Origin of the sequence: Roseobacter sp. HKCCD6576-2, assembly GCF_013179285.1 — a bacterium.
GTDB lineage: Bacteria > Pseudomonadota > Alphaproteobacteria > Rhodobacterales > Rhodobacteraceae > Rhodophyticola > Rhodophyticola oceani.
Window position 1 is genome coordinate 23916 of record NZ_WVNW01000009.1, and the last position, 23280, is coordinate 47195.

The following is a 23280-nucleotide window of genomic DNA, read 5'->3' on the forward strand; positions in this document are numbered from 1 at the left end:
ATCCAGTCTTCGCCACGGTTACAGGATGCGATCAACATCAGCGTCCGCAAACCCGAACTCTGCCATCAAATGCCGATGCTCAGCACCGCCGATGAAGGTGTTAAGAGCGTGATCAACACGGTTTTGAAGGTCACTGGCCGAAAGCGCAAAAGCGAAGCATCCAAACGCCGGAGCTCTTTCCCGAAGCGGGACGTCCACGACGGCGAGGCCAACGGCATCGTTCGTTTGAAGCAAGCCTTCATGGGCGCGAGCAACACTGGCAAACGCTTTGACTTTCTCGTCCTGCACGGCTCGTGCCGCACCAGCGTAGGTCTCGAACTCGCGGAACGGGCCGGGCGCCACACCGAGTTCAAGAGCGGTCAAATGCTGTACCTGGTCCCATATGACAGCAAGTTTCAAATCACTCGAAACGGCAAGACTTCGATACCGAGCCAAGCACTGTGCATCCTCTTCCCGGACACGCAATCCATCGGGCAAGGCCGAGATCGATCTGCTGAACAAAGCGACGCGCTGCCGTTCAGGGGACGCGAAAAGACCTATGGTCATCTGCCAGTCATCTCGGGCGAGACCGGGCAGAAGTTGGGCGAACTCGGCTTCAACAAACTCAACGTCGAGTTGATTGAGGACGTACCGCGCCAACTCAACATCGCATCCAGTTACGTCTTCCGCTTCATCCACATAGTTGAACGGCGGCTCTATGAGGTATGCGACCCTCATTCCACAATCACCACTTGACCGTTGCTCGTCCCTTCGACGCATTTGGCAAACGCCCGTCCGACCCGCGCCGACGACACCCACTCATGGCCCGGAAACAAAGCGCCATAGCGACGCTCGGATACGTCAAGCAGCCCCCGGGCTCACAGCGTTGATCCGCACCCCCGGGGGCATCTCAATCGCCGCGCCCTTGTCAAAACCCGCCAGCGCACCGTTTGCGAGTGCAGCCGCTGTGCCTGCGACAGCCGGGTCGCGATCCAGTACACCGCTGGTCAACGTAAATGAGCCGTCACCCGCGAGCCGCTTCAACCCTTCCAGAACGAGGTTAACCTGCCCCATCACCGTGTTCTCAAGCTCCATCTTCAGCGATGCGTCCGTCTGCTCAGACAGCGGGACAAAGTGAACATGGCCAGCGGCCGAGACGAGAGCGTCAAAAGCGCCGATCTCTTGATACATGGCCTCAATTGAGCCAAGGTCGGAGATATCTGCGCGTACTTCTCCGGTTTTTCGACCTACGCGAACAAACTCATGGCGCTGCGAAAGCTCGGCAAAGGTGGCCTTCCCAACATCGCCCGAGGCACCGACAAGAATGATTTTCATCGCAGATACTTCTCATAAATTTCAAGCTTTTTGGTGAGTATCTCGTCACACCGATCAAGATCATCGCGGCGTTTGGCCAAAAGCCGGGAGTAATCCAGCAGGATGCTCTTACGATAAGGGATAGTGGCATCCCCCTGTGCATACAGCGCCGCAAACCGCTGCATCACCTTCATCGGCATACCGGTCTCGCGCAGCCAATAGGGCAGTGCCAGCCAGTCAACGTTCTCCTGCGAAAACCGCCGCTGCCCGTCAGAACCGCGCATGACAAAAGACCTCCGTACGCGGGGAGATACCGGCCTTGAGTAACTCGAGGTCAAGAAGAATTCTGATAAAAAGTCTGCCCATACCGGTCACACGATCTCGGTTTCAAATTCTGCGGTCGCAACCCGCATTGCAGCCATTCGCTACAAACGCGAAATCCGTGCCAAAGCCAGTCCTGATCTGAGAACGAGCCAATGTAGATTGATCCCTTAGAAGGGCACTCTTTCGAATTGGATCTCGTTAAATCAGAAGTTGTCGAGACTATCTCCGGGACATCGCAGCGCTTAGGGCGTTTGGGTGCAAAGAGACGCGGCGGTATTGAAAGCTGAGAACCGCAGTCTTCCACTACTTTGGATTGGATTGCAGGGGCTGGAACAGCGCGAGTGCAACACTAGTTTGTGCAAGTAAGGAGCCTGCTGCGTGTCGGCAGCCGTTCGCGCATCTTCGGGTTGTCACGTAGGCTTACCTAGACTGTTACACATGCGTCATCCGACTCGGGCACACTATGTGAAGGCGTGGATCAAGAGGCTGCGCCAACCTCAAAGTACATCCAGGGAGATCCCCATGACTGCGAAGTTCACGGGCCGCATAGCATTGCTCGCGGCCGTATCGATGGTGTTGGCCGCCCCCGGTCTGGCTCGGACCGATTACGTCGCCGATATTGATATCGTGCGCACAGGTGCCGATCCAGCAGCGGAAACCGTAACCGGCCACGTGTTTCATGACCTCAGTCAAGACGGAGCGCGCCAGGCGGATGAGCCGGGCGTGGCCGGCGTGATCGTGTCGAACGGACGCGATGTGACCACAACTGATGCCGACGGTGCCTATGCACTGCCAGTCTATCAGAATATGACCGTGATGGTCCACGAGCCGGCAGCATACGACGTGCCGGTCAATGCAGACGGTGTACCACAGTTCTTTTACCACCATTTGCCTGAAGGCACGCCAGTGGCGCTGCGCTACGGCGGGCTGGCGCCCACGGGTCCGCTTCCTGCCGCGATCAACTTTCCGATGATCCGCACCGGCGTGGACGAGGAATTTTCTTGCGTGATGATGGGTGACACCCAGCCCTATTCCAACACCGAAATCGGCTACGTGCGCGACGGTGTGCTGGACAGTATCCTCGACCAGGACTTGAGCGAGGCGGAGTGCGCCATCATGTTAGGTGACGTGATGGGGGACGACCTGTCGTTGTTGCCGCGCTTCATGGACCTCTGGTCGGTGATCGACCTGCCGCAATATTATATCCACGGCAATCACGATTTCGATTTCGACGCGACGACGGATGAACATTCCGCCGACAGCTGGCGCGAGATTTACGGCCCAGCCTATTACAGCTTCGACATCGGCGGCGTGACATTTATCGCGCTCGACAACGTGGTGTACCCATGCGGCCCAGATGATGACGGCCCCGGCGGTCGCGATGCGTGCGCTGATCCGGAGCGAGTGGTTTATAACGGTCGCGTGAACGAGCGGCAGATGCAGTGGCTTGAAGCGATCCTGGACGAGATACCCCAAGACCGCTTGGTCGTGATGCTGCATCACATTCCCTTTGTCTCGTTCATCGACAGCAACACTGGGCGTCACCAAACCGACAATCTGGTGGAAATCCATGCGCTCCTCGCCGGGCGACCAGCAATCAGCTTTTCAGGGCACACCCACACGATGGAATACCTGGCCGCCGGAGAGTGGTTTCAGGGCTGGGAAGAACAGGTCGGGGTGACGCGCCTGCCCTTTGACCATGTTGTTGGCGGTGCGCCGTCAGGCAATTGGTATTGGGGTGATCTGAACTTCGATGGCACACCGCTTGCCTTTGCCCGGGGCGGTACGCCGCCAGGCTACATGATCGTCGACTTTGACGGCTCCGATTTCGAGGTGAATTTCTACGCCGCAAATCTCGCGCCGGAGCGTCAGATCGCGCTGAGCTTCAACACACCTCAGTTCCGCACGTGGTTTGACGAATTGTTCGCGTGGGCAGATGAGCGGGGGGACCCCGAGGCGGACACACCGCCCCTGACTGTCAACGATCTGGCAGATCTACGACTGTTCACGCCTGAGGACCTGAATGAAACCGTTTGGCTCACTGCAAATGTGTGGATCGGGGACCGCAATACCGAAGTTTCCGCCTCTATCAACGGCGGGCCTGATTTGCGGATGACACGCACGCAAGCTGGCAATGGCGAAGATGTCCTGTCCGGGTCCGAATGGGCGGACCCGTTTGCAGCCGTGCGCCAGATGACGATCGGCCGCTTCGGCTGGCAGTCGACGCAAGGCGGCGATCGGGCCCAGGGCTTCGAGGTCTGGCAGGGGTCGAGCTATGGCCCGGCAAACCCGCAGCCTGCAGAGACATGGATGATCGCCGACAGTTCGACGCATCTGTGGCGCCTCGAGATGCCCACCGACCTACCCGTGGGTGCCCATATCGTCGAGGTGACAGCCGCTATGGCGGATGGTCGTGAATTCACGGACCGAATGACCTTCGAGGTCCGTGCGGAACGGCCCTTCCCCTTTTGGAACAATACCCTGTGGGATGACCAGACAAACTGACAACGTCTCGGCATTCCGTCTCGACGCGGTCCCCTTCTCGGGGGCCGTTGTTTCGTTTCGGGGTCTCGCCATCCCATGGTCCGTCAAGATACCTCGCCCGCAGGCAGTATCATCGTGTTTTGTTGACGGCGGCCCATACCAGCCTTTTGCATGCGAAGATTGCGCTGCAATGCAGCTTTCCGGAAGCGGTCATTCGTGCAGATTCCAGCATCTGTGTCGACGAACGTCCGTTACATGGGACCACCCTGCCACGGAGGATCGATGTGTCTGGTCGTGTCGAGGTTCGGTGAAGCCTTCTCTCGCGCACCACCTTTGCGAACATGCGCTATGCGCTCCGGTAAGACGCGCATCGTGTCCGCAAAGCTTACGGTTTGCTGGTGGCATCGAGTCTGCCGCTGGTACTCCGAGATAATCGGCTTGATGGCGGAGTACACCCCGCTGCCGTTTCAGGCGGACCGAGGCACCTTGAGATATCCTTCCGCACTTCTGCTCAGCTCCGTCGCGAGTGCTGCGACGGGTTTTTCTACTTCCTCAATCGGGAGTTGTTCCTCCGTGTCGACGCGCCAAGCGAGGGAAATTCTATGCCAGATGGGCTGATCCGCAATTTCATGCACGGCAAGGCGCCCCACGCTGGCATCGCTTTGAACGAGGCCGAGCGGAGCGACGGCTGAAACCTGTCCTTCGGCAACCATCTGTCGCAGCATGAAGAAAGACCCAACGATCTGCGCAGAAGGCACTGTCAGATCAGCGGCCGAGCAGGCGGCGTGGACTCGGCGCCAGATGCTGTCACCTTCCCGGTAGAAGGCAAGCTCTCGGGCCAGGATCTCATGAAGCTGGAACTGGCCGGATCGGCGGGCGGTCTGCGGCGCGGTCACGTAGACGAGACGTTCCTTGAGCACGTCTACCCATCGCAATTCGGGCAGGGGCGCGAGTTCACGGGCAAGCGCGAAATGCAACTCGCCAGACATGAGCTGGGCAACCTGACCTTGGCTCGGCATCTCGGAAAACCTCAGGTTGATCGACGGCGCGTCCCCCGCCGCCCGGTGTAGGCTGTCGAGGCCAAGGAGCCGGACCATGCTTGGCAGGATCCCCATCTCGATAACTGGCCTGGTCACTTCGCGTTCGGACACCTCGCTTTCGGTTTCTCTCACCAGGGCCAAGATTTGGCGGCTGCGCTGATAGAGCATGGATCCGCGATCCGTGGGCCGAACCCCGCGGGAATGTCGATCGAGCAGCTTTACCCCCAGCCGATCTTCCATCTCCTTGACCTGAAAACTCAGTGCGGTGGGCGCTAGGTTCAGTCCCTTTGCTGCCCTCGTGATGTTCCCGGCCTCAACGATCCGGCCAAAGTACCTAAGTTGGCGTAACGTCAAGTTCATGATCCCAACAGTCCTGATCGAAGCGTTCTCGGCATTCGAGACGGCGTGTACCCGGGACGGTTGGGCACCGCCCATCACATGTCGGCGTGCAGAAAATCTTAAGCTAAGATGAAATTTTATGCAATGGACGGCCAGTCGCTCAAACTTCTATCGTTTCACGTATGCCTGCCGTCGGGACCCGGCGGAGCGCCAGAAAGGGGCCACGCCATGGGCCGCACAGCCGATTCAAATACAGAGAACAAGACAGAGCTCGCGGAGACCGAGGAGACGCAACCGGGCATTTCGCGGAGGGGATTTTTTGCTACCGGGGCCGCAGCCGGTGTAGGGGTCGCCGTTGCAGGGGGCGCCCAGCCCGCCGCTGCGGAGGCCGGCGAAGAGTGGGACTACGAGGTCGATGTCGTTGTCGCCGGCGGTGGTTGCGCCGGGCTGACTGCGGCCATCCGCGCCCATGACCTCGGGGCCAGCGTACTCGTCATCGACCAGAATTATGATCTCGGTGGCCGAATGCTCCACTCGGGATCGTTCCTGTCGCTCGGAGGCGGAGATCCGGTTCAGATGCGCGATATGGCCGGCGAAGTCGACCCTGACGGATACATCACTGTGCCGCCAGTCGAGGACCCTGCGGAATTGGATGACAATGTCGAGTTGCTTTTCACAGACGTAACCGACTGGTCGATCGTCGATACCAAAGCGCAGTCGCCCTACCGCTACAACGAACGCGACATGATGCGGAGCTGGGCCGAGAATTGTCCGGCGACGCGGCAATTTCTGATGGACAATTATGTGCGCTTTACCCGAGTCAACGGCACTCATGGCGGCGGCGGTGTGAGCCGGGCTCGCGCGCCCTATTGCTTCTTGATGCTGGGTGATGTCACCGACATGCGCGCCGGTACAATCACGGCCGAGGATGCCGGTGTCACCCATCCTGAACGCACCAGTCCGCTCGCCCCCGTACAGATGCAGGATGCTAGTTCCTTCGTCGGTCCCGGTGCTGTCCGGAACGGTGTGGCGTTGGCCCGCCCGCTGGAGTTCTCCGCTCGCGAAAAAGGTGTGAAGTTTATGCTCCACCGCCACTTTGACGAACTGGTTCGAGAAGATCAATTCTCCGGGCGCGTCCTCGGGGTTAAGGCGTCCTACTCGCCACGCCAAGATCCGGAGACCGGCGAGCCCCTACGTAGTTACTGGCAACGCGGGAACATCGACGAACGCCGAGACCGTGTCCGCATCCGCGCCCTTAAGGGCGTGATCATCGCCAGCGGTGGACATGCCGGAAACCCCGAATTCCGCGGCATGTTCTACCCCGCACTCCGCGAACCGGCCTTTCCGACCTCGGGCTATGCGCTTCTGGGTCCTAATGGTCAGGATGCAAGCGGTATCATCGCGGGCATGAAGGTCGGGGCAAACCTCTCGGGTATGCAGCAAAACCTGTCCTATCCGACGACCTTCCACATCTCGACGCGGCTCGGCACCCGCGATGCGTATACGACGATGATGCCGGGCCATCCGACGTTCAATTTCCGCGGCTCTGCGGGGATCAATGTCGGCAACGCGGGCTTCGAGGAGTTCATTGCCGTTAATCAGGTCGGCAGACGGTTCTTCAACGAGGTGCGGTTGCCGCTTCGACCCAGCATCAACCGCTACCCCGGCGGCGAGGCGGCGGGTCTGCCAAATGCGGAACTTGACCATGTGCCGAACGATTGGCGCAATTGTCGCCACGAGTGGATCCGGCAGATGTATGACTATGATCACGGGCTCGATGCCGCCCTTGCGATGAACGAAGGCTCTGAGCCACCCAATTACTACAGCGGCCCGATCTGGGCGATCTTCGACCAAGACGCGGTCGAACGCACGGGGTGGGAGTTGCGGTACCCATATGTAAACGAGGACAATGGGTACTATTTCCGCGCCGATACGATTGAGGAACTGGCCAACAAGATCCGCGCTGGCCATCCGTTTCAGCGTGTGCCGCTTGTCCATCTGCCCGAGACTGTGGCGACGTGGAACAGCTACGTCACCGACGGTGCCGATCCGGAGTTCGAGCGCGAGGTGGATGCACCCATGAACCCCGTCGCGGCTCCACCCTTCCACGCCTTGTCGATCATGGTGATTTGGCACGACAGCTATGGCGGGCTCAGGGTCAACGGACGCTGCCAGGTCGTCGATCTGCATGGTCAGGTGATCTCGGGTCTCTATGCCGGAGGTGAGGCGGTGGGCGGCTTCAACAAGCATGGGCTCGGCAAGGGGCATGTCCACGGCTACATCGCAGGCACTCATGTTGCGGAAGAGCTGGGCTGATGGCTCAGGCCGGCAACTGCGAGGTGGGGGAGGAACAGGGCTGGATCGAGTTGATCCCGGACGTGCTAGATACTGGTGCTGACACCGACATTCGAGTGATCTTGACCGGCGAGCGGGCCAGGCGGCTTGCTGGCAAGGCGCTCGACATCCTCGACGGCGCCGGGGCGGTCTCGACCCAACTCACGCTCCTGCTCAATGATGAAGGCTCAGCCATCGGTATCTGTAAGCTGCCCGCACCGGACGATCCGGGGCGCGCGGTGTGGACGGCACACCTGCCGGAAGTCGAGGATGACGGCATCCCCGCTTTTGAGCTTGCTTTCGACGTTCGTGCCCACAGTCTGAGCCTTACTTTGTGGGACGTACCTCTGGCGGTCGAGCGCGGTGCGCGTTTCAGTCTGCGTGCTGGATTACGGTGTTCGGCGGGCTGCGACATGTCCGGCCAGCGGATCGTGTTTCTCAGCGAAGACGGTGGAACGATCGTCTCCGCAAAGACGCGGGAGATGCCCAAGGAGGGAACTGAGGCCGTCTACTGGGCCGAGATTGATTTTGAAGCGCCGTCCATCGATGGGAAGGCCGCCTGGGAGGTAACCGGCACGGCCGATGGCCTCTTGCATTGCCATACCGAGGCGCGGGCACAGATGGCAATAAACGTCGTCTCGCCGGCAGAGCATAAGATCAGTGTGTCCGTGATCGACGCCGAGACCTCGGCGCCGATCGCACGGGCCAAGGTTGTGGCGCACCCGTTCCAAACCTTCACAGACGCCGGGGGTCGGGCGGAACTACGCCTGCCCTCCGGTCCGCGCAGACTCTTTGTCAGTGGGCCAGACCACATACCATATCAGGTGGAAGGGGATGTGACAGAAGACATCGACATCACGGTCGCGCTCGACCGCGACAAGCCGATAACCGAAGCCGAGATCTGGGCATGATCGAAGCTGAGTCCCCCGCGAAATTGCCTTCGGTCAAGGGCATCCTCTGGACTGTCTGCGTAGTCGTTGTCGCCCTTCCCCCCGCGGGAAAGGCGCAGGACGCTGAACTGATGGCCTCGGGAGCCGCCTTGTACCAGCAGAATTGCGCCCTTTGCCATGGCGAGAACGGGGCGGGGCTACCGCCGAGTTTTCCTGCGCTTTCCGGGAATGCGGCGCTGGCCGATCTGTCCCGGATCGTTGGCAATATTCACCAGGGTCAAGGCGACATGCCGCCATTTCCCGATCTTCGGTCAGAGGAGATCGCGGCACTGGCCACCTATATCCGCAACTCGTGGGGCAATACCGAGGGTGAGGCGACAATCGAGGACGTATCGGCCCTGCTTGAGAATCTCGACGCAACGGAAGACCGGTGGACGATCTGGGACGGCGTTTTCAGTTCGGCCCAGGCGGCGCGTGGGCGGCTTGTCTATGACGGCCAATGCGCTGTCTGCCACGGCCGCCGATTGAATGGCGCCGCAGAGGACCCAGATATGCAGTCAGGCCCGCCGCTTGCACGCGCGAATTTTTTGCGTGAATGGGACGGACGTTCGCTCGCGGTGCTGTTCGACTATACGCGGGTCTCAATGCCGCAGGCCAATCCCGGTTCGCTCAGCGATGAGCAATACGCCGACATTCTAGCCTATATGCTCTCGGTCAGCGGCGCCTCGGCTGGTGTGGTGGAATTGCCGGGCGATCATGGTGAGTTGGCTCGTATCGTCGTTGCGCCGAATGAGTGAACCCATGTTCCGCGGGCCCATCGTGATCTGTCTTGTTATCGGATTGGCCGGCCCGTTACTGGCCCAGAGTGGTGACGCCGCCGAGGGAAACGCAGCCGTCGCGTGCCAGACGGCCGGCTACGATCTTATCCTAATGAACTCCAGCGAGGTGGCTTTGCCGGAGGGGACCGAGCTTGCCTGGGCCGTGCGCTTTGCCCGCGCCGAGGGTGTCCACACGCTGAACCGCACACTGGAACCTGGAGAGCGCGTCGTCATCGTGGCGGCAACCGACCCGAGCTACCTGACCACCGATACCCCGTGCACAGTGGAGATACGTTGACCGCTACTGACTGGGGTTCGCTGCCCAATCGATCTTGGACGAAACGATCCCGCCTCTGGTCTGGCGAAGGAGGTCGTTCAGCAACGTCCATACCACGATGCCAAAAGGCATATTGGATCGTTCCTTGCGCAATCCGCTAAACTATTCCCGAGAGGAATATCAACAAGCCAAACGCGCCAAGCAAGACCCGAAGCTGATGAAAGCGGCTATCCAGGATTGTTGGAAACGCTCGGACAACGCCGAAACGTTCAAGGCTGCTCTGGAAGAGAAGGGCTTCTTCCTCTCCCAAGGGGGCATGCCCGCCAGCTTGATGATCTGAAAGAGCATTTTCGGCTGAAGGCAGAGGATACCATCCGTCTCGCTATCAGGCTCACCCATGCGCGGTTTCGTCAGAAGCCGGACGTTCTGGTGCCGGAGTTCAAGCCATCAACCAAACGTGATGATTGGTTTGATGAAGACGATCACATGCCGGAATGAGCAATAGCCTATTAAGCGATGGGTATGTTCTTGAGGTGTTTCTCGATGGCATCACGAACATCGGCGCTCATTGGCAAGTGTGACTTTTGCTGGCTCCAATGCTCATGAAACAGATCGACGGTTTCGCGGGCTGTATCGAGTACCAGCCTGGAAGGAAGCGCGGCCTTTGATGCCAGATGGCTCAGCTCATCTTCGGAAAAGTCACCAAACGCCCTGCTGCGGCTTACATTCAATGCGAATTGATCGCCTGGTATGTAGGGTACGGTCGAAACGAAATCATAAGCAGGTGCAAGCGCAGAATTTACGCGATCTGGATAGATCAATGACCAGTTCTTAAGGTGCATATCCCCGTTGCCGATCAGCACATTGAAAGTCAGGCGGCGAACGAATTCTGCAATATCTACATCACTGGTTTCGGCGGCGAGCACTTGTGCAATGTTACGCATGCTGGCGTTCTTGTACTTGTCTTCCGCATAGACACCGTAGACCTGCGCGAAGTCCTCAATATGGAGTGCGCTGCCATCATCCAGGCGGTCGAAGCGTTCTATTATGAAGGCCGTGCTGCCGAACTTATCGATGCCTTCGGGGATATTCTGAATAGAAGCCACATCGACCAAGTCGATGGCTGGAACATTAATTCCGACCATGCTTGCAAGCTGCATCATCGAGAACTCGTTTTCGGGCACCCCTTCGTATTCCCGTGAGGGTAATTTGACGATCCAACCGCCGCCGATACCGGAAGCTGGGATCGTCAGGCTCCCGCTAGCATCACTCACAGCTGAGAATTTGAGCTGAACACCAGCCAAGGAGAACCGCAGCACATTCTCTTTGGGATGATCGCCATGGCGATCATCGTCATGATGATCATCATGATCGGGCGGCCAAGCTTCGCCATCCGTTGGCGTTACGGTGATAGCGCCGGGAAGGTCTTTGCCTAGCGCCCAGAGAAGAAAGAACTCGCGCTCAGGGTTCACTCCAGCCCTCTCTGCAAGGTACTGGCGCATATTTCCTTCGGGCAGAAGATTGGAAAAGAACGGCATCAGACGTTTTTGGTAGGGCCGGAACTCGGTCAGCAAAGTGCCAAACTCGTCCTTGAAGCCGAGACCCAATGTCGGGCGGATGCCTGCGTCGATATACTCATCCGTAAAGGCAAAAATCGTCCTGTCACCACCCACATTGGTAAGGGTGCCTATCTGCTCTCCATAGAGTCGAACTTCCAGAACAGAAACGTCAGCCATCATCACCTCCATCAAGGCGGTAGGCTGGCCGGGCGGTTTCAGTGTCCATTTCATCATCGATTGAATGCGCTACTCGGTTGCGCAGGGTGGCCATCTGCCTTGCGACCTCTTCGATAGAGTACAGCCCTTCGCTCTTCTTGAAGGCTTCGAGTGTCTTGCGAATGTTGCGCAGCGCATCGGTATCGCTCAGCATCGGTTGTAGGTGCTGTAGCTCACGGAAGCGGCGCAGCAAAGGGTCTAACTCCCCTCGCGCAGTGTTCACTTGCGGCAGAGAGTCCAAAAGCTTCTTGATGTTTGAAATTTCTTTGCGTGTTTGCGCGGATGTCGTTGGCTTTTCGCTTGTTGAGCGCGTGATGGATTTGAGCGCTGGCAGAGCCTTGCGCGGGACTAGCGCGATCTCCAGATCAAGAGCGCGCGTGATGTCGGCCAGGCTGGAGATGCGCAGATCAACGCCGCCGCTTTCGATCTTGGAGATATGAGACTGCGGCACGCCAGCGCGCTTGCTCAGCTCACGCTGGCTCAGCCCTTTCCTCTCGCGAGCTGCCTTGAGGGTGGCAGCTATGTCTTCAGTCACGTAGTTCATCTCGATCTATCTTTCTGCATCAAAGCGGCTCTTTGATATATTTTAGAATATCATGTCTCACAAGAGTGTAGCAAGAATATAATATATAAAAGTAGATCATATAGTGTTCATGATCTACTTTTATATATCTCAGGAGAAGAGTGCCGCCCCGATGGGCAGCGTGTCTTCCTATCGCCCAGTCTTTCGCGCTCGGCAGTAGTGTCCTAACGATTGGTGTAATTCCCGCCGGTAGCGCGGGGCGCTTGGCGGCCACGTTTGTTCCGACGTTGGTTTGATCTGGATGTTGCAGCAAAATCTACCGCAAATACGAAGGGTAGTAAGGGCACCATCGAGAAAATCCCTGCAGCGTCAGGTGTGCGAAAAATGGGCCCCTACAGGGGCAGTAGTGCGACACGTCACCGGGTTTATAACCCTTTGAAGCGTCTCACAAAACATCTGACGCCAAGTAGCCTGAGTGGCGTCTGAACGAAGCGAGAGCGCCCTTCCCCCGCGTTTCCTGGGATGTTCCCAGCGATTGCGTGATTTTTTCCTAGATCGGAGAAGGGGTCATACGGTGCGACAAACAGACAGAAAAACCATAGCGCGTTCCGCTGTCATCCAGCCAGAGAGGAACACACAGAAACAGGGCCAAGACCAGGTACATCGGGACGACATTGTTCCTCAACTCGGTCGGCGTATTCGAGGCAGCCGAGAGACATGGGTTGTTCATTGCCCACGCCAAGGCAAGACTGCGAAGATCACCCTTGGCGCTTGTGCAACCATCCCAGTCGCGCGGGCGCGGACAATGGCTCTGGACCTTCTTGAGGAGGCACCAACCCACCCAGCCCTCTGCGGGAAACGACCCTGGCAGCATTTGCCCAAATCTTTCTTGATGATTGCGCGGGCCGTTGGAAGCCCAAAACCCTCCACTCACACAGGCACGCAGTGTCACGACATATTTTGCCCGGCCTGGGAGGTATGCAGGTTGGAAAAATCGAGCGCGCTGATGTGACGGCGTGGTTCAACAAAATGGAAATGTCGAAAGGTGGCCGTAACCGCGCTTTGTCGGTTCTGTCGTCGCTGTTTATCCATGCGGAAATTCGCGGACTTCGACCGCCCGGATCGAACCCCTGTGCCGGAATGCGCAGACACGACACGCGCTTCCAGGCGCGCTATCTTGACGTTGATGAATATGCGGCACTTGGACGGGCATTTACCAAGGCCTCTGTAGCATCCCCGATGGCCGTCCATGTCCTTCGGTTTTGCGCTTTAACGGGCTGCCGGAAATCCGAAGCGTTGATGCTGCGTTGGTCAATGATTGACGGCAACAGAGCGGCGCTTCCGGACTCCAAAAGCGGGCCAAAGTCGATTTGGTTGGGCAAGCCCGTTCGAAAGCTCATAGCGACTGTTCCAAAGACTGGCGAGTGGGTCTTCGAGATTGATGGTGAGCCAGTATGTCCAAAGATGCTGCAAAGGGTATGGAACGACATCAGATCGGATTTAGGGATACCAACCTTCCGCATCCACGATCTGCGACACAGCTTCGCCTCTGTCGCTGTCAGCCTCGGATACGACCTTCTCATAGTCGGCGGGTTGCTCGGCCACGCCGATAAGGGCTCCACCGCAGGCTATGCGCATCTCAATACACGCGACGTTGCAGCGGCCTCTGCGCGGGTTGGTAAGCACTTCGCCAAAGTCATAGCCGGAAAGCAGCCGAAGGAGGCCTGCAAGCCCGGTAGAAGCGGTTCCAGGCCTGATAAGCTGATAGCGGCCTTCCTGAGATCAAAAGACACTCTGACGACGTTCTGTGCCAGCCGTGGGTTGGAACCGGAGACGTTCCGTCGCGATGTCGAGAACTGGCGGTCTGTTCATGCGAGGTTGGCCCAATGAGGACGGAAGCACTTTTAACCCCGCATATGCTCGCCTCGCTCAAACCCAGAACGAAGGATTATGCGATCTTCGATGCAGGCTGCCCTACCCTCGCAATACGTGTGCAACCCAGTGGCGCAAAGTCATGGGTCACTTGGGATCGGTCGTCGGGCAAATCGCGGCGCGTCACACTTGGACGCTTAAACGAATTGACGCTCGAGAAAGCGCGAGGTGCATTGCTGTCGTATAACGCCACGCTCGCCGTAACACCGATCGAAAGGTGCATGACCTTCGCGGAACTGGTCCGCATATTTATGAGCGCCAAAAGGAAGGTCTATAGACCAGACACTATCGACAGCATGCAATCCTATCTCAAGACCCAGTTGTTGCCAGCGTTTGGGAAGACACGGATGGATCGGATCACGACGCCTGAGGTCGCCGACTGGTTCCATGGGTATTCCCGGACAATGCCCGGCGGGGCAAACCAAGCGCTTCTACACTTCACGACCATCTTAAACTGGGGAAAGGAAAACGGGCACATTCCGTTTTTGATGCCGAACCCCGCCAGCCCCCTGCGCAAAAACCGCCGTGTCGCGCGGGGGCAGATGTTAAATAGCAGCGACTTGAACAGATTGTTCAACGTGCTTGCCTCTCCGACTTCTCGAAACAAAGAAGCTTCCAGTGTGATCGAGCTGGTATTGCTGACGGGTTGTCGTTCCGGCGAAATCGTGCGGCTGCGTTGGGACGAAGTAAGGCCAACGCGCTTGGAACTTGCTCAGACGAAAACAGGCGCGCGAACGGTCTTCCTCAATGATCTTGCTATCGAACGGTTAAAAGAACGGCGGCGAACACGATCATCAACGTTCGTCTTTCCATCTCCCTATGATCCAACCAAACCGCGCACTGCGCCCACCTGCGCCTGGCAGACCATCAAGGAGAAAGCAGGCCTGCCGCCAACGTTGAGGCTGCACGACCTACGGCACACATATGCCAGCCACGCCATACTTGGGGGAGAAAGCCTCTACATCACTGGCAAATTGCTGGGGCATCATGATGCGCAAAGCACCGAGCGCTACGCCCATCTGTCAGGGGATGCATTGGCGGCAGCATCTGGAAAAGTCTCTTCGCGGATCGAAAAGCTGCTGTCAGGTGGTTGATGGGGCCAGTTCGCTCTTCAGGGCCAACGCGGAGACCGCCAAGAGTCTCAAGCGGTGGCCCGGCACTCTCCATAAATCGCGCAACAGAGGATGACTCCAGACTATCCTTTCGCAGCGATCGGCTTCAACAGTCGAGACGTGGGACCTTCTTGCCGTTCGCTGCATCTGTAAAGTGAACAGGGCTTTCGCACCGCGACCCACACACCGTGCGGGTTCTGTTGAAGAACTTGACGCAACCGGCGATCCGATCATCGTCGGAGTGTCACCATCCTGTCTTTATTCATGATGTTGGCGTTCGAAATAGAAGCCTGCCTTACAGACGATGATGACGCGACTATTCGAGCGAATATAGGAACGATGCAGCAAATGCGAATCTCAATAGACGCGCTCAAGTCTCAGCTAAGAGCCGAGTTACGTAAATTGGTGATGCCGTATCGGTGTAAGCCCAACACAACGACGTTTGAATGGGATCATTTAGGGTACTGACGGGTCACGAATTAACACTCTCTCGTCTGATATCGCTTCTATGGTAGCTGACACGGCCCAAGGATAGCCGATACCTATCAGTTCATAGTATATCGATATTTATCAATTCAGTAACTTTATCCTACGAAGTGGGCACAGACACGTTGGGTGGATACTTCTTTTCACGTGCCGCGCCCCTTCTTCCGGAGGGGTAAATGGAATGAAGTTAATTAGGACCTGGGATGGAAAAGAGAGTACTGCTTTCGCGCTGTAACATTTGCAAAACAAAGTTGGGTCGATATCTCGTGAGAGGGAAATCTCAAGTGCGCAGGTATTTGAAAATGAAAACCCACCGAACTTGCGATGAAAAATCACTAATATACGCAATGAATTCAGTATTCATTCTTGCAGATCGAATGACCCTCAGATTCATCATTCGCAATTTGAGTGTGTAAATTAAACCCACTCAAATTCACCTATATACGTGTACAAGGTATAGATTTCCACCTTGTTGTTTCGCATGCAATGATGAAGGTTTTTCATGCTGGATACTCCAAACACAGACACACTTCTAAACGAGATCGAGGTGTTGCGCGGTAGGAACCGCTCTACAGCAGATTGCGTCAAACATCTGATACGCATAGGAGCGCACGCCGCGCCTATAAAAGAGACAGATTTTAATGCCATGCGCTACCGCGAGATCGCCGCTCTTCTCGGCGAGATAAACCCATCTCTGGCTTTGAGCTTCACCATGCACCTTTATACGGTCTGGGGGCTACATCGGCACCGGCATAGCGTTTTGCAGCCAGTCTTACAGGAGATCGTCGAGCAGGGCGCATTGACAGGATCCCTGAACGAGCCAGGTCTATATTTCACATCACCGGGTCAACTAGATCTGGACACATACCCGATCCGAGCGCGCAAGGTTGACGCCGGATATATCGTTAATGGCACTAAGAAATTCGTTTCCTTGGAGCCATTCGTCTCGTTCCTGCCGGTATACTGCGCACTTGAGGGCTACCAAGGTGACGACTTGGGCCTGGTTTGCCTGATGTTGCGAAAATCCAGTGCTGGAGTAAGTGTGCTTGATGACTGGAACACAGTAGCCATGCAGGCCACGGCCAGCAACTCGGTTGCTTTTGATGGCGTATTTTGTCCTGACGAGATGGTGATCTGTGATGAAACCACCCCTATTTCATCGCTCGCGTTGCAGGGCTATCTCTTCCGGTTTTCTGTAAGTTCGGTCTATTTGGGTATTGCGCGGCAAGTGATGCAGCATAGCATCGAATCCGCAGGATCCAAACGTCCTCCCGGCGGCAATCTTCCCTTGGCACGTTACCCTGGAGTTCAGTTCTCGACTGCAGAAATGATCATCAGCCTAGATACCATGGAAGCTCAGATGGATCGCTTCACCAAGGTGCTTGATGACTTCGTGTCCGGCGATCCGAACGCCGCGAGGGTCATTTCTCGCATCAGCCTTGTAACCAAGGAAGTGGTCGCCCGAGAGAGCGAAAGAATCGTGAATGCCGCGATGAAAATCGACGGCATAAGCAGCCTGTCATCTGCCAACCCGTTATCTCGTATCTATACGGATGCGAAAGCAGCCCAATTTCATCCGCCGCAGCGCGATGTCGCCTACGAGCTTCTGGCTAAGGAAGCGCTTGGTGTCATTTCTCTCAAGAACAGGTGGCTCTAAGATGAACATGATCGATTCTCCCTCCGACTCCGCTTCGAACTCCGTGCCGCGCCAGTGTGTCGTTGCTCTGCCCGAGCGCATCAAAGGTGGGCGCCTCTCCGAGTTGCTGGAACGCGTTCCGTACCTAAGCGAACAGGTCTTGCAGGTGGCTTACGACCAGGCGCGTCACGAGGTCAGGTTTACTCACGCGGACACCGATGACGCCCGCCTGTCCCAGGCAGTACACGAGCTGGTGGATGTACTTCTTACCGCTCGAATCTTGGCCCAGAAAGAAGAGCGTAGCAATCTGGAACAACAACCCACACCGTCCCTTGACCACAGTTTTTCGGCAGATGTTTTTTCGGGAAGAGTTGGCCTTGCAGCGATGGACGCGCTGGATCGCGCCATCTGTGAAATAGCAGAGCGAAATGGTGCCGGTCTGCGACGCTATCCGTCAGTTTATCAAGCTAAGACGATGCAGTGCTGCGGCTATCACAAAAACTTCCCACAAAACGTCTTCGGTGTAACACGCATTCCCCACGACTATTCCGTAATCCGTCAAATTCGTGACAGTGATAGCATCGACATCGATCCCTCTTTGTTTGTGAGCGATGGGGCCTATTTGCAACCCTGCATCTGCTATCACTGCTACGAAGAATGGCGTGGCGCTAAGATCGAAAATGCCCTTCTTAGCTCTGCCGGACGCTGTTTCCGGCATGAGATTCGCTGGAAGCTAGATGACTTTCGCCGCAACGAGTTCACGATGCGCGAAATCGCCTTTGTCGGTGATGCCGAGTGGGTCGAGCTGCGCAGGCTCGGGATCATGCAAGAGGTGTGGGATCTGTTCTGTGATCTTGGGCTGGGCGGCCGGATCGTTACCGCTCGTGACCCGTTCTTCCACTATGATGACATGATGACTAAAGGTGCCGTTCAGTTAATGGCAGATGCCAAGTACGAGCTTGAGTTCGTAACTACGGATCAACGCGCGTCATCCATTGCGTCATTCAACAACTGCCAAGACAGCTTGACTGCTAAGTTCGACATCACTGGCCCGGATGGGGACAAGGACCGCCACTCAGGTTGCGTCGCTTTCGGGTTGGATCGCTGGTGCACGTCGCTGTTCACACGCCACGGCACAGATCATAACGCATGGCCAAAAACCCTGCGTCGTTTTCTTAGCTGAACTCTCACACTCCTTTCGAGAAAAAGGAAATTCCATGTCACAAGACATTGAAGCGACTGTTTTAACCGTGATCAACCGCCTATCCAACGGGGACGCGCCCGTTGAACTGGGAACACCTCTGTCGTCGCTGGGCATCAACTCGGTCAAGATCATGCAAATCATCACCCAGTTGGAACTGGCACTGGATTTCGAGTTAGAGGAAGAACACCTGTCGATGGCGCATTTCCAGACAGGACAGCATATAGTCCGGCTTCTTCAGGACAAATATCATGACACAACAGCCGCATGAACTTGCGGGTTGCACTGATCTGCGGACGGCAGGGTCTTACTCTGTTATCTGCGCTGCCTGAGATTCTGAAAGGACACACGCTGCGGTCCTTTCTATCGCCTGCTGCATGGCGAGACGCACAAGCTCAAGATTCGGGGTTGGAACTGGGAAGCGTATGTTTACCTCTCCCGGAAACAGGCACCTTTGAAGATACGCTGGCCGGTTTTCGGCCGGACGTTATTCTGGTGATGTCCTACCTGGGCAAACTGCCTCCACACTTGGCGCGCTATACGCGGTTCGGCATGGTCAACATGCACCCGTCTCTCTTGCCACAGTATCGTGGGGCAGCCCCCATTTTCCATGCTATCCGGGATGGTGCGGCTGTCAGTGGACTTACATATCACTACCTGAACGATGACTTTGATGCTGGCCCCATCATTGCGCAGTTTCCAATAAAGATCCAAACACAGGATTGTGCGCAATCCCTGTGGCTGAAGATCAATCGTAGGCTACTAACCACCTTGCCGGACCTTCTAGAATGCATTGAGACTTGGGCCGAACGCGCCACACCTCAGGATGGGGCCTGTGCCACTTCTGCGCCTGCGCCCGACCTTGCGCTATGCCGCTTGTCACCCACGCATACTACCATGCGAAACCTGCGCATTATTCGGGCGTGTACAACGATCGGCGGTGCGGTGCTGGAGGATCAGGCCCATGGTACAATTCGCGTGACAACGGCGACGCCTGATCTTCACGAGGCATTAGCTTCCGGCAACAACCAACCCCTTTCTTTGCAAACGCGAGATGGCAGGCTCTTTCTAACTTCGGTGCACCCCATATCACCAGTTGCATCGATGGCGCTGATTTAAGACGTTTTCAGGGGCTCAATATGCTTCACCTTCCCCAACCTATTTCCTATGATGAAAGACTGTTCGATCGGCGGTTTCTGGATTGCTGGCGACGGCAAGCGCTGGTGTTCATGGAGCAGGCTGGTGCTGATATCGATGCTTTGCTTTACAGTGCCTTTGTCTCTTCTGACCAGATTTTCGACGAAACACTATGCGGTGAGGCGCCCAAATACGCCTTTCCCACAGACTGCCTGAATGATGAAGGGCTGGCGCTGATCGGGTGGCAGCAGACGATCAGCAAATGCAACTCCTTCGATGAAGCGCGCGCCACCATTGAAAAAGCCCTGAATGACAGCGGATTTGCGGTTCTGATGGGCAGTGTCTTCTACTTCGCCCACAACCCGGAATACAGGCAAGAACACCTCAATCATTCCATCGTTCTGACTGACCAGGCCCCGGACGGCTCGTGGGTGCTTCACGATGATGATCCGATGACAGCCCTGCGCCCCTACCGTTACCCAGACCACGACGTGGCTGCATTCTTTGACAACAACGGCACGCGGGCAGTACGTGTGTTTCGCGCCATCTCCTCGCCCACTCCTGACGAAATCAACAGTCGCGCCAGGTCACTATTCACCCGACGCACGAGCCAGCATCGCGATGACATGCGTTTGCTGTCCGACATTCGCGCCATCGCGACCGATCCCCACCGTCGCCTTCATCAAGTAGCGCGCCATCTGCGCGAGAGTTTCTCACTGCTGTCCGGGTCACGCAGCCTGTCAGCGCGTTTCCTTCGTTGTGTAGTCAGGGACCAGGACACGGCGACCCTGATGGACGCGTGCGCCGAACAAGCCCTTGTCCTTCGCAACCTCATGATGAAGGTAGAGTACGGTGGGCGGCTCAACCTTGACCGGCTGGAAACGCGATGCCTTGAGTTGCGTGGCATGGAAAGCAGTCTTCTTGAGCGGCTTACTATGGAAAGGCATCCCGCATGATCGGTTACCTACCTCTCCTACGTCAGCCACGGGTTGCAGCATTTTTCGCCAACCAGTTGCTTGCAAGCTTTGGTGACGGATTACTAGGTGTTTTTGCTACCATTGTCGCTTTGCGTTATACGTCCGATCCAGGCCTGCTTGGATTAGCAGCCTTCTACGTTGCCTTCCCTCGCGGCGTGTTCGGGCTTGTGGGCGGAGTCATAGCAGATGCCGTGGGGCGTCGCAGTTTACTCATCGCCTGCGATCTGACGCGAGCGGTCTGCGTGCTCGCGCTGGCAATAATGGCCTGGACGTCCGAGCTGGCTCTCTGGGTTTTACTGCTACCTGTAGCCTTAGCAGCCACAACGTACGGCGTCTCCAAACCTGCCTCAAAGGCTATAATCCCGTCTCTCGTCAGCGAGGCACAGCTGCTGCAGACAAACAGCTTGATCCATGGCTTTCAGTGGCCGTCCTACTTCCTTGGGGCGGGCGTCATGGGAGGAATCTTTGCCATCACCGACAGCATTTCCGTGTCTGCACTCATTGTTGCACTAGTGTTTTTTTTCGCCACGCCCAGCCTGTTCGCCCTGCCCTCGGTGCCTGCCGTCAATCCTAATTTGCGGCTTGGTCGGGTGTGGCCAGATCTGCGGGACTCGGCACATACTTTGCGAGGGCACCGTCTTCTGTTCCTGCGTGTGACAAGCTACTTCGGCTATACAGCGGCTTGGCGTGGTATGATCTACGTCGTGCTGCCGCTCGCGCTTATCGAGGTCTTCGATCTACCCTCCGAAATGTTCGGAGCCCTCATGTTGGCCAGCGGCACGGCAGAATTGATTGCCGCCCTTCGATTGGGCAACCGGCATAACCAGGTCGGAACACTCGCCTTGGCCTTTGTAGCCGAGGCTGTTCTGGCCGCAGCCGCTGCAGTCATTTTGATGTCAGCCGTCCTTCCGTTACCAGCATTTGCGATGGCCATGCTGGCGGCGGCCCTCGTGGGTGCCTCAGCAGCGGTTGCAGATATTCCGATCGTCACGACGATCCAGACCACTCTTGACGATGCACATAGGGGGCGGGCCTTCAGCCTGTGGAATGCAATCGGAGCCTTGGGTGGCAGTGCCGGCGTACTCCTGATAGGTGCACTGCTTCAAATCTGCGGGCTGTCTCTAGGGCTCTTGCTGCTTGGTTCCGGGTTGCTAGGAATTAGTCTATGGTTTCGCAGCTTGCAACCCGCAGCCTATGATTAAGAAAGCCCTTCATGAAGACGCTACGAAACCTTGATGACCTACGGGTACTAATCCCGGAACCCGCGCCGACAACTGCACTCAAAATCCGCGATCACTTGACACCGCGTATGGCAGAGTTCATCGCGAGCAGTCCGCTTTGTCTAATCTCGACCATTGACCGGGACGGCTTTCCATCGGTCTCGCCACGCGGCGACCAGCCAGCCGTCGCAACGGTTCAGGGGGCAAATATCTTGGACTTGCCGGAACGCAAAGGCAATCGCCTGATATTTTCGCTGCAAAACATTCTCGAACGTCCCCGCATCGGGGTGTTGTTCCTACAGCCGAACGTGTCTGAAACCTTGCGTGTACACGGATCGGCCGACATATTAGCGGATCCGGCTCTGGCTTCAGACCTGCGTTCTGACACACAGCCTGCACTCTGCGTGATCCGGCTCGCTGTGCATTCGGCCTATTTCCACTGCGGCAAGTCCTTGATGCGCGCTCGAATGTGGCACCCGCAGGATTGGCCCGAACCAAAGGCCGTCTCGATGGGGCGCGAAATCGCGGAAGGCGCGCGGCTTGGCGAGGATGCTGCCGCCGCGTTGGAAGAGGGTGTACAAGAACGCTATGTCACAGACCTCTGATGAGGCGAACTTCCAATCCTGCCTTGCCTTGGGACTGGTACGCCTGTCACACAGCACCACCGAACGCAGTTCACCATGTACGGCCCTGTACCAATGGCTGCCAGAGGGTGACGTTCGGCAAGCCGAATGTAACCATGCAGGCCATCGGCGTATCGAATTCCTGACCGGCCGGTTTATTCTGCGCAGGATCATGCAATGCCGCTTTGGCCTGAAAGAAGTTTGCATTAAGACATTGTCATGTGGGCAACCTCATTTGCCGGATCATCCGATGAGTATCAGCATCAGCCATTCAAGCGGTTGGGTGGTGGCAGGAGCCCTTTCGCATGGGCGTCTTGGACTCGATGTCGAAGGTCCTCGCAAGAGATTCTGCCTGCCGCGTCGGCTCAAAGAAAGATACTGCGCGGCGGGCGTATCACAGGAGTTCGTAGCACGCCATTGGCCACTGATCGAAGCACAGGCAAAATGCACAGGAACTTCCTTAGGACTATTGCTGCAACGTCCCGAACTTTGCCTGTCAATAGACAAGAAAGCACGCCGCGGCTGGTTTACATCCGACCAATACCTAATGCGATACATCAAACTGCCAGGAGCACAACTGGCGTTATGCTTAGATTCGATGGTGCACAAAGTTCATCTCGACCGCGTAGTCCTACCTAGCTCCACCCACTGATAGAGATGCTGGCTGTGATCAAAGCCGGCTGAGCGGATAAGCATAAAGAGTTCCAGCCCGAGACTGAGGACTTGATGCTTTTTAGGGTATCAAGCCGCCGTCAGGAAGGTGGGGGTGGGGACAGGGCACCGCTTACCCGTTAAAGCCGAATATGACCCAGCCCCCTGATCCGGGCCGCTCAGGTGTAGAATCCGTTCCTGTTTTGCT

22 protein-coding genes are annotated in these 23280 nt (G+C 56.8%); 16 read left to right on the plus strand and 6 right to left on the minus strand.

The window, feature by feature from the left end:
* Positions 1 to 18: 18 nt before the first annotated feature.
* The 3 genes from GTF44_RS22600 to GTF44_RS18975 form a co-directional block, all read right to left on the minus strand.
* Entirely contained in the window at positions 19 to 759 is a 741-nt protein-coding gene (locus tag GTF44_RS22600) for a transporter substrate-binding domain-containing protein (RefSeq protein ID WP_367383490.1), read from the minus strand.
* A gap of 81 nt (positions 760 to 840) precedes the next feature.
* Positions 841 to 1314, minus strand: a complete 474-nt coding sequence (locus GTF44_RS18970) for a short chain dehydrogenase (protein WP_253261362.1) — start codon at positions 1312 to 1314, stop codon at positions 841 to 843.
* Positions 1311 to 1577, minus strand: a complete 267-nt coding sequence (locus GTF44_RS18975; RefSeq protein ID WP_171562646.1) for a MerR family transcriptional regulator — start codon at positions 1575 to 1577, stop codon at positions 1311 to 1313. Before GTF44_RS18975 ends, GTF44_RS18970 begins: the two co-directional genes overlap by 4 nt.
* Before the next feature lie 562 nt (positions 1578 to 2139).
* Between GTF44_RS18975 and GTF44_RS18980 the strand changes: the two genes are divergently transcribed.
* Positions 2140 to 4122: a calcineurin-like phosphoesterase C-terminal domain-containing protein gene (locus GTF44_RS18980; protein WP_171562644.1), complete on the plus strand. Its 1983-nt coding sequence runs from the start codon at positions 2140 to 2142 to the stop codon at positions 4120 to 4122.
* Positions 4123 to 4568: 446 nt separating this feature from the next.
* Here the strand turns inward: GTF44_RS18980 and GTF44_RS18985 are convergent, their stop codons facing one another.
* Complete coding sequence (locus GTF44_RS18985) at positions 4569 to 5501, minus strand: LysR family transcriptional regulator (RefSeq protein ID WP_171562642.1); 933 nt, start codon at positions 5499 to 5501, stop codon at positions 4569 to 4571.
* 207 nt (positions 5502 to 5708) lie between these two features.
* On the opposite strand from GTF44_RS18985, the gene GTF44_RS18990 reads away from it, so the two are divergent.
* The 5 genes from GTF44_RS18990 (at position 5709) to GTF44_RS19010 (ending at position 10139) form a co-directional block, all read left to right on the plus strand.
* Positions 5709 to 7796, plus strand: a complete 2088-nt coding sequence (locus GTF44_RS18990; protein WP_171562640.1) for an FAD-binding protein — start codon at positions 5709 to 5711, stop codon at positions 7794 to 7796.
* Complete coding sequence (locus tag GTF44_RS18995) at positions 7796 to 8725, plus strand: hypothetical protein (protein WP_171562639.1); 930 nt, start codon at positions 7796 to 7798, stop codon at positions 8723 to 8725. The genes GTF44_RS18990 and GTF44_RS18995 overlap by 1 nt, the downstream gene beginning before the upstream one ends.
* A gap of 110 nt (positions 8726 to 8835) precedes the next feature.
* Positions 8836 to 9501, plus strand: coding sequence for a c-type cytochrome (locus GTF44_RS19000; RefSeq protein WP_171562636.1), 666 nt, complete (start codon positions 8836 to 8838; stop codon positions 9499 to 9501).
* Positions 9502 to 9634: 133 nt separating this feature from the next.
* Positions 9635 to 9820 carry a hypothetical protein gene (locus GTF44_RS19005; RefSeq protein ID WP_171562634.1) on the plus strand — a complete coding sequence of 62 codons (186 nt, stop codon included), beginning with the start codon at positions 9635 to 9637 and terminating at the stop codon, positions 9818 to 9820.
* Between the two features lie 124 nt (positions 9821 to 9944).
* Positions 9945 to 10139 carry a hypothetical protein gene (locus GTF44_RS19010; protein WP_171562899.1) on the plus strand — a complete coding sequence of 65 codons (195 nt, stop codon included), beginning with the start codon at positions 9945 to 9947 and terminating at the stop codon, positions 10137 to 10139.
* Positions 10140 to 10308: 169 nt separating this feature from the next.
* Here the strand turns inward: GTF44_RS19010 and GTF44_RS19015 are convergent, their stop codons facing one another.
* Both GTF44_RS19015 and GTF44_RS19020 read right to left on the minus strand, forming a co-directional pair.
* The gene (locus GTF44_RS19015) at positions 10309 to 11538 is read right to left on the minus strand and encodes a type II toxin-antitoxin system HipA family toxin (protein WP_253261487.1); all 1230 of its coding nucleotides are present in this window, start codon (positions 11536 to 11538) and stop codon (positions 10309 to 10311) included.
* Positions 11528 to 12118 (minus strand): helix-turn-helix transcriptional regulator, encoded by a 591-nt coding sequence (locus tag GTF44_RS19020; RefSeq protein ID WP_171562630.1) that lies wholly within the window; start codon positions 12116 to 12118, stop codon positions 11528 to 11530. The genes GTF44_RS19015 and GTF44_RS19020 overlap by 11 nt, the downstream gene beginning before the upstream one ends.
* An 843-nt stretch (positions 12119 to 12961) precedes the next feature.
* On the opposite strand from GTF44_RS19020, the gene GTF44_RS19025 reads away from it, so the two are divergent.
* The 10 genes from GTF44_RS19025 to GTF44_RS22605 all read left to right on the plus strand — a co-directional run bounded on the left by GTF44_RS19025 (position 12962) and on the right by GTF44_RS22605 (position 23073).
* Complete coding sequence (locus GTF44_RS19025) at positions 12962 to 13987, plus strand: site-specific integrase (RefSeq protein WP_253261492.1); 1026 nt, start codon at positions 12962 to 12964, stop codon at positions 13985 to 13987.
* A 26-nt stretch (positions 13988 to 14013) separates the two neighbouring features.
* Entirely contained in the window at positions 14014 to 15123 is a 1110-nt protein-coding gene (locus GTF44_RS19030; protein WP_367383491.1) for a tyrosine-type recombinase/integrase, read from the plus strand.
* A 1006-nt stretch (positions 15124 to 16129) separates the two neighbouring features.
* On the plus strand, positions 16130 to 17284 hold the full coding sequence (locus GTF44_RS19035; protein WP_171562623.1) for an acyl-CoA dehydrogenase family protein: 1155 nt from the start codon (positions 16130 to 16132) through the stop codon (positions 17282 to 17284).
* A gap of 1 nt (position 17285) precedes the next feature.
* On the plus strand, positions 17286 to 18446 hold the full coding sequence (locus GTF44_RS19040) for a hypothetical protein (protein ID WP_171562621.1): 1161 nt from the start codon (positions 17286 to 17288) through the stop codon (positions 18444 to 18446).
* A 34-nt stretch (positions 18447 to 18480) separates the two neighbouring features.
* Positions 18481 to 18735: a phosphopantetheine-binding protein gene (locus tag GTF44_RS19045; protein ID WP_171562619.1), complete on the plus strand. Its 255-nt coding sequence runs from the start codon at positions 18481 to 18483 to the stop codon at positions 18733 to 18735.
* Positions 18732 to 19583 (plus strand): methionyl-tRNA formyltransferase, encoded by an 852-nt coding sequence (locus GTF44_RS19050; protein ID WP_171562617.1) that lies wholly within the window; start codon positions 18732 to 18734, stop codon positions 19581 to 19583. Before GTF44_RS19045 ends, GTF44_RS19050 begins: the two co-directional genes overlap by 4 nt.
* A 20-nt stretch (positions 19584 to 19603) precedes the next feature.
* Positions 19604 to 20557, plus strand: coding sequence for a hypothetical protein (locus GTF44_RS19055; RefSeq protein ID WP_171562615.1), 954 nt, complete (start codon positions 19604 to 19606; stop codon positions 20555 to 20557).
* Entirely contained in the window at positions 20554 to 21780 is a 1227-nt protein-coding gene (locus GTF44_RS19060) for an MFS transporter (protein WP_171562613.1), read from the plus strand. The genes GTF44_RS19055 and GTF44_RS19060 overlap by 4 nt, the downstream gene beginning before the upstream one ends.
* A gap of 11 nt (positions 21781 to 21791) precedes the next feature.
* Positions 21792 to 22403: an MSMEG_1061 family FMN-dependent PPOX-type flavoprotein gene (locus tag GTF44_RS19065; protein WP_171562612.1), complete on the plus strand. Its 612-nt coding sequence runs from the start codon at positions 21792 to 21794 to the stop codon at positions 22401 to 22403.
* Positions 22387 to 23073 (plus strand): 4'-phosphopantetheinyl transferase superfamily protein, encoded by a 687-nt coding sequence (locus GTF44_RS22605; RefSeq protein ID WP_171562610.1) that lies wholly within the window; start codon positions 22387 to 22389, stop codon positions 23071 to 23073. Before GTF44_RS19065 ends, GTF44_RS22605 begins: the two co-directional genes overlap by 17 nt.
* Positions 23074 to 23280: the final 207 nt, after the last annotated feature.

Coding starts and splice junctions, on each gene's coding strand:
- GTF44_RS19040 (WP_171562621.1), top strand. CDS start 17,286: ATGAACATGATCGATTCTCCCTCCGACTCCGCTTCGAACTCCGTGCCG.
- GTF44_RS18995 (WP_171562639.1), top strand. CDS start 7,796: ATGGCTCAGGCCGGCAACTGCGAGGTGGGGGAGGAACAGGGCTGGATC.
- GTF44_RS19050 (WP_171562617.1), top strand. CDS start 18,732: ATGAACTTGCGGGTTGCACTGATCTGCGGACGGCAGGGTCTTACTCTG.
- GTF44_RS18970 (WP_253261362.1), bottom strand. CDS start 1,314: ATGAAAATCATTCTTGTCGGTGCCTCGGGCGATGTTGGGAAGGCCACC.
- GTF44_RS19030 (WP_367383491.1), top strand. CDS start 14,014: ATGCTCGCCTCGCTCAAACCCAGAACGAAGGATTATGCGATCTTCGAT.
- GTF44_RS18980 (WP_171562644.1), top strand. CDS start 2,140: ATGACTGCGAAGTTCACGGGCCGCATAGCATTGCTCGCGGCCGTATCG.
- GTF44_RS19065 (WP_171562612.1), top strand. CDS start 21,792: ATGAAGACGCTACGAAACCTTGATGACCTACGGGTACTAATCCCGGAA.
- GTF44_RS18975 (WP_171562646.1), bottom strand. CDS start 1,577: ATGCGCGGTTCTGACGGGCAGCGGCGGTTTTCGCAGGAGAACGTTGAC.
- GTF44_RS19020 (WP_171562630.1), bottom strand. CDS start 12,118: ATGAACTACGTGACTGAAGACATAGCTGCCACCCTCAAGGCAGCTCGC.
- GTF44_RS18990 (WP_171562640.1), top strand. CDS start 5,709: ATGGGCCGCACAGCCGATTCAAATACAGAGAACAAGACAGAGCTCGCG.
- GTF44_RS19005 (WP_171562634.1), top strand. CDS start 9,635: ATGAACTCCAGCGAGGTGGCTTTGCCGGAGGGGACCGAGCTTGCCTGG.
- GTF44_RS22600 (WP_367383490.1), bottom strand. CDS start 759: ATGCGTCGAAGGGACGAGCAACGGTCAAGTGGTGATTGTGGAATGAGG.
- GTF44_RS19055 (WP_171562615.1), top strand. CDS start 19,604: ATGCTTCACCTTCCCCAACCTATTTCCTATGATGAAAGACTGTTCGAT.
- GTF44_RS19060 (WP_171562613.1), top strand. CDS start 20,554: ATGATCGGTTACCTACCTCTCCTACGTCAGCCACGGGTTGCAGCATTT.
- GTF44_RS18985 (WP_171562642.1), bottom strand. CDS start 5,501: ATGAACTTGACGTTACGCCAACTTAGGTACTTTGGCCGGATCGTTGAG.
- GTF44_RS19045 (WP_171562619.1), top strand. CDS start 18,481: ATGTCACAAGACATTGAAGCGACTGTTTTAACCGTGATCAACCGCCTA.
- GTF44_RS19000 (WP_171562636.1), top strand. CDS start 8,836: ATGGCCTCGGGAGCCGCCTTGTACCAGCAGAATTGCGCCCTTTGCCAT.
- GTF44_RS19015 (WP_253261487.1), bottom strand. CDS start 11,538: ATGATGGCTGACGTTTCTGTTCTGGAAGTTCGACTCTATGGAGAGCAG.
- GTF44_RS19035 (WP_171562623.1), top strand. CDS start 16,130: ATGCTGGATACTCCAAACACAGACACACTTCTAAACGAGATCGAGGTG.
- GTF44_RS22605 (WP_171562610.1), top strand. CDS start 22,387: ATGTCACAGACCTCTGATGAGGCGAACTTCCAATCCTGCCTTGCCTTG.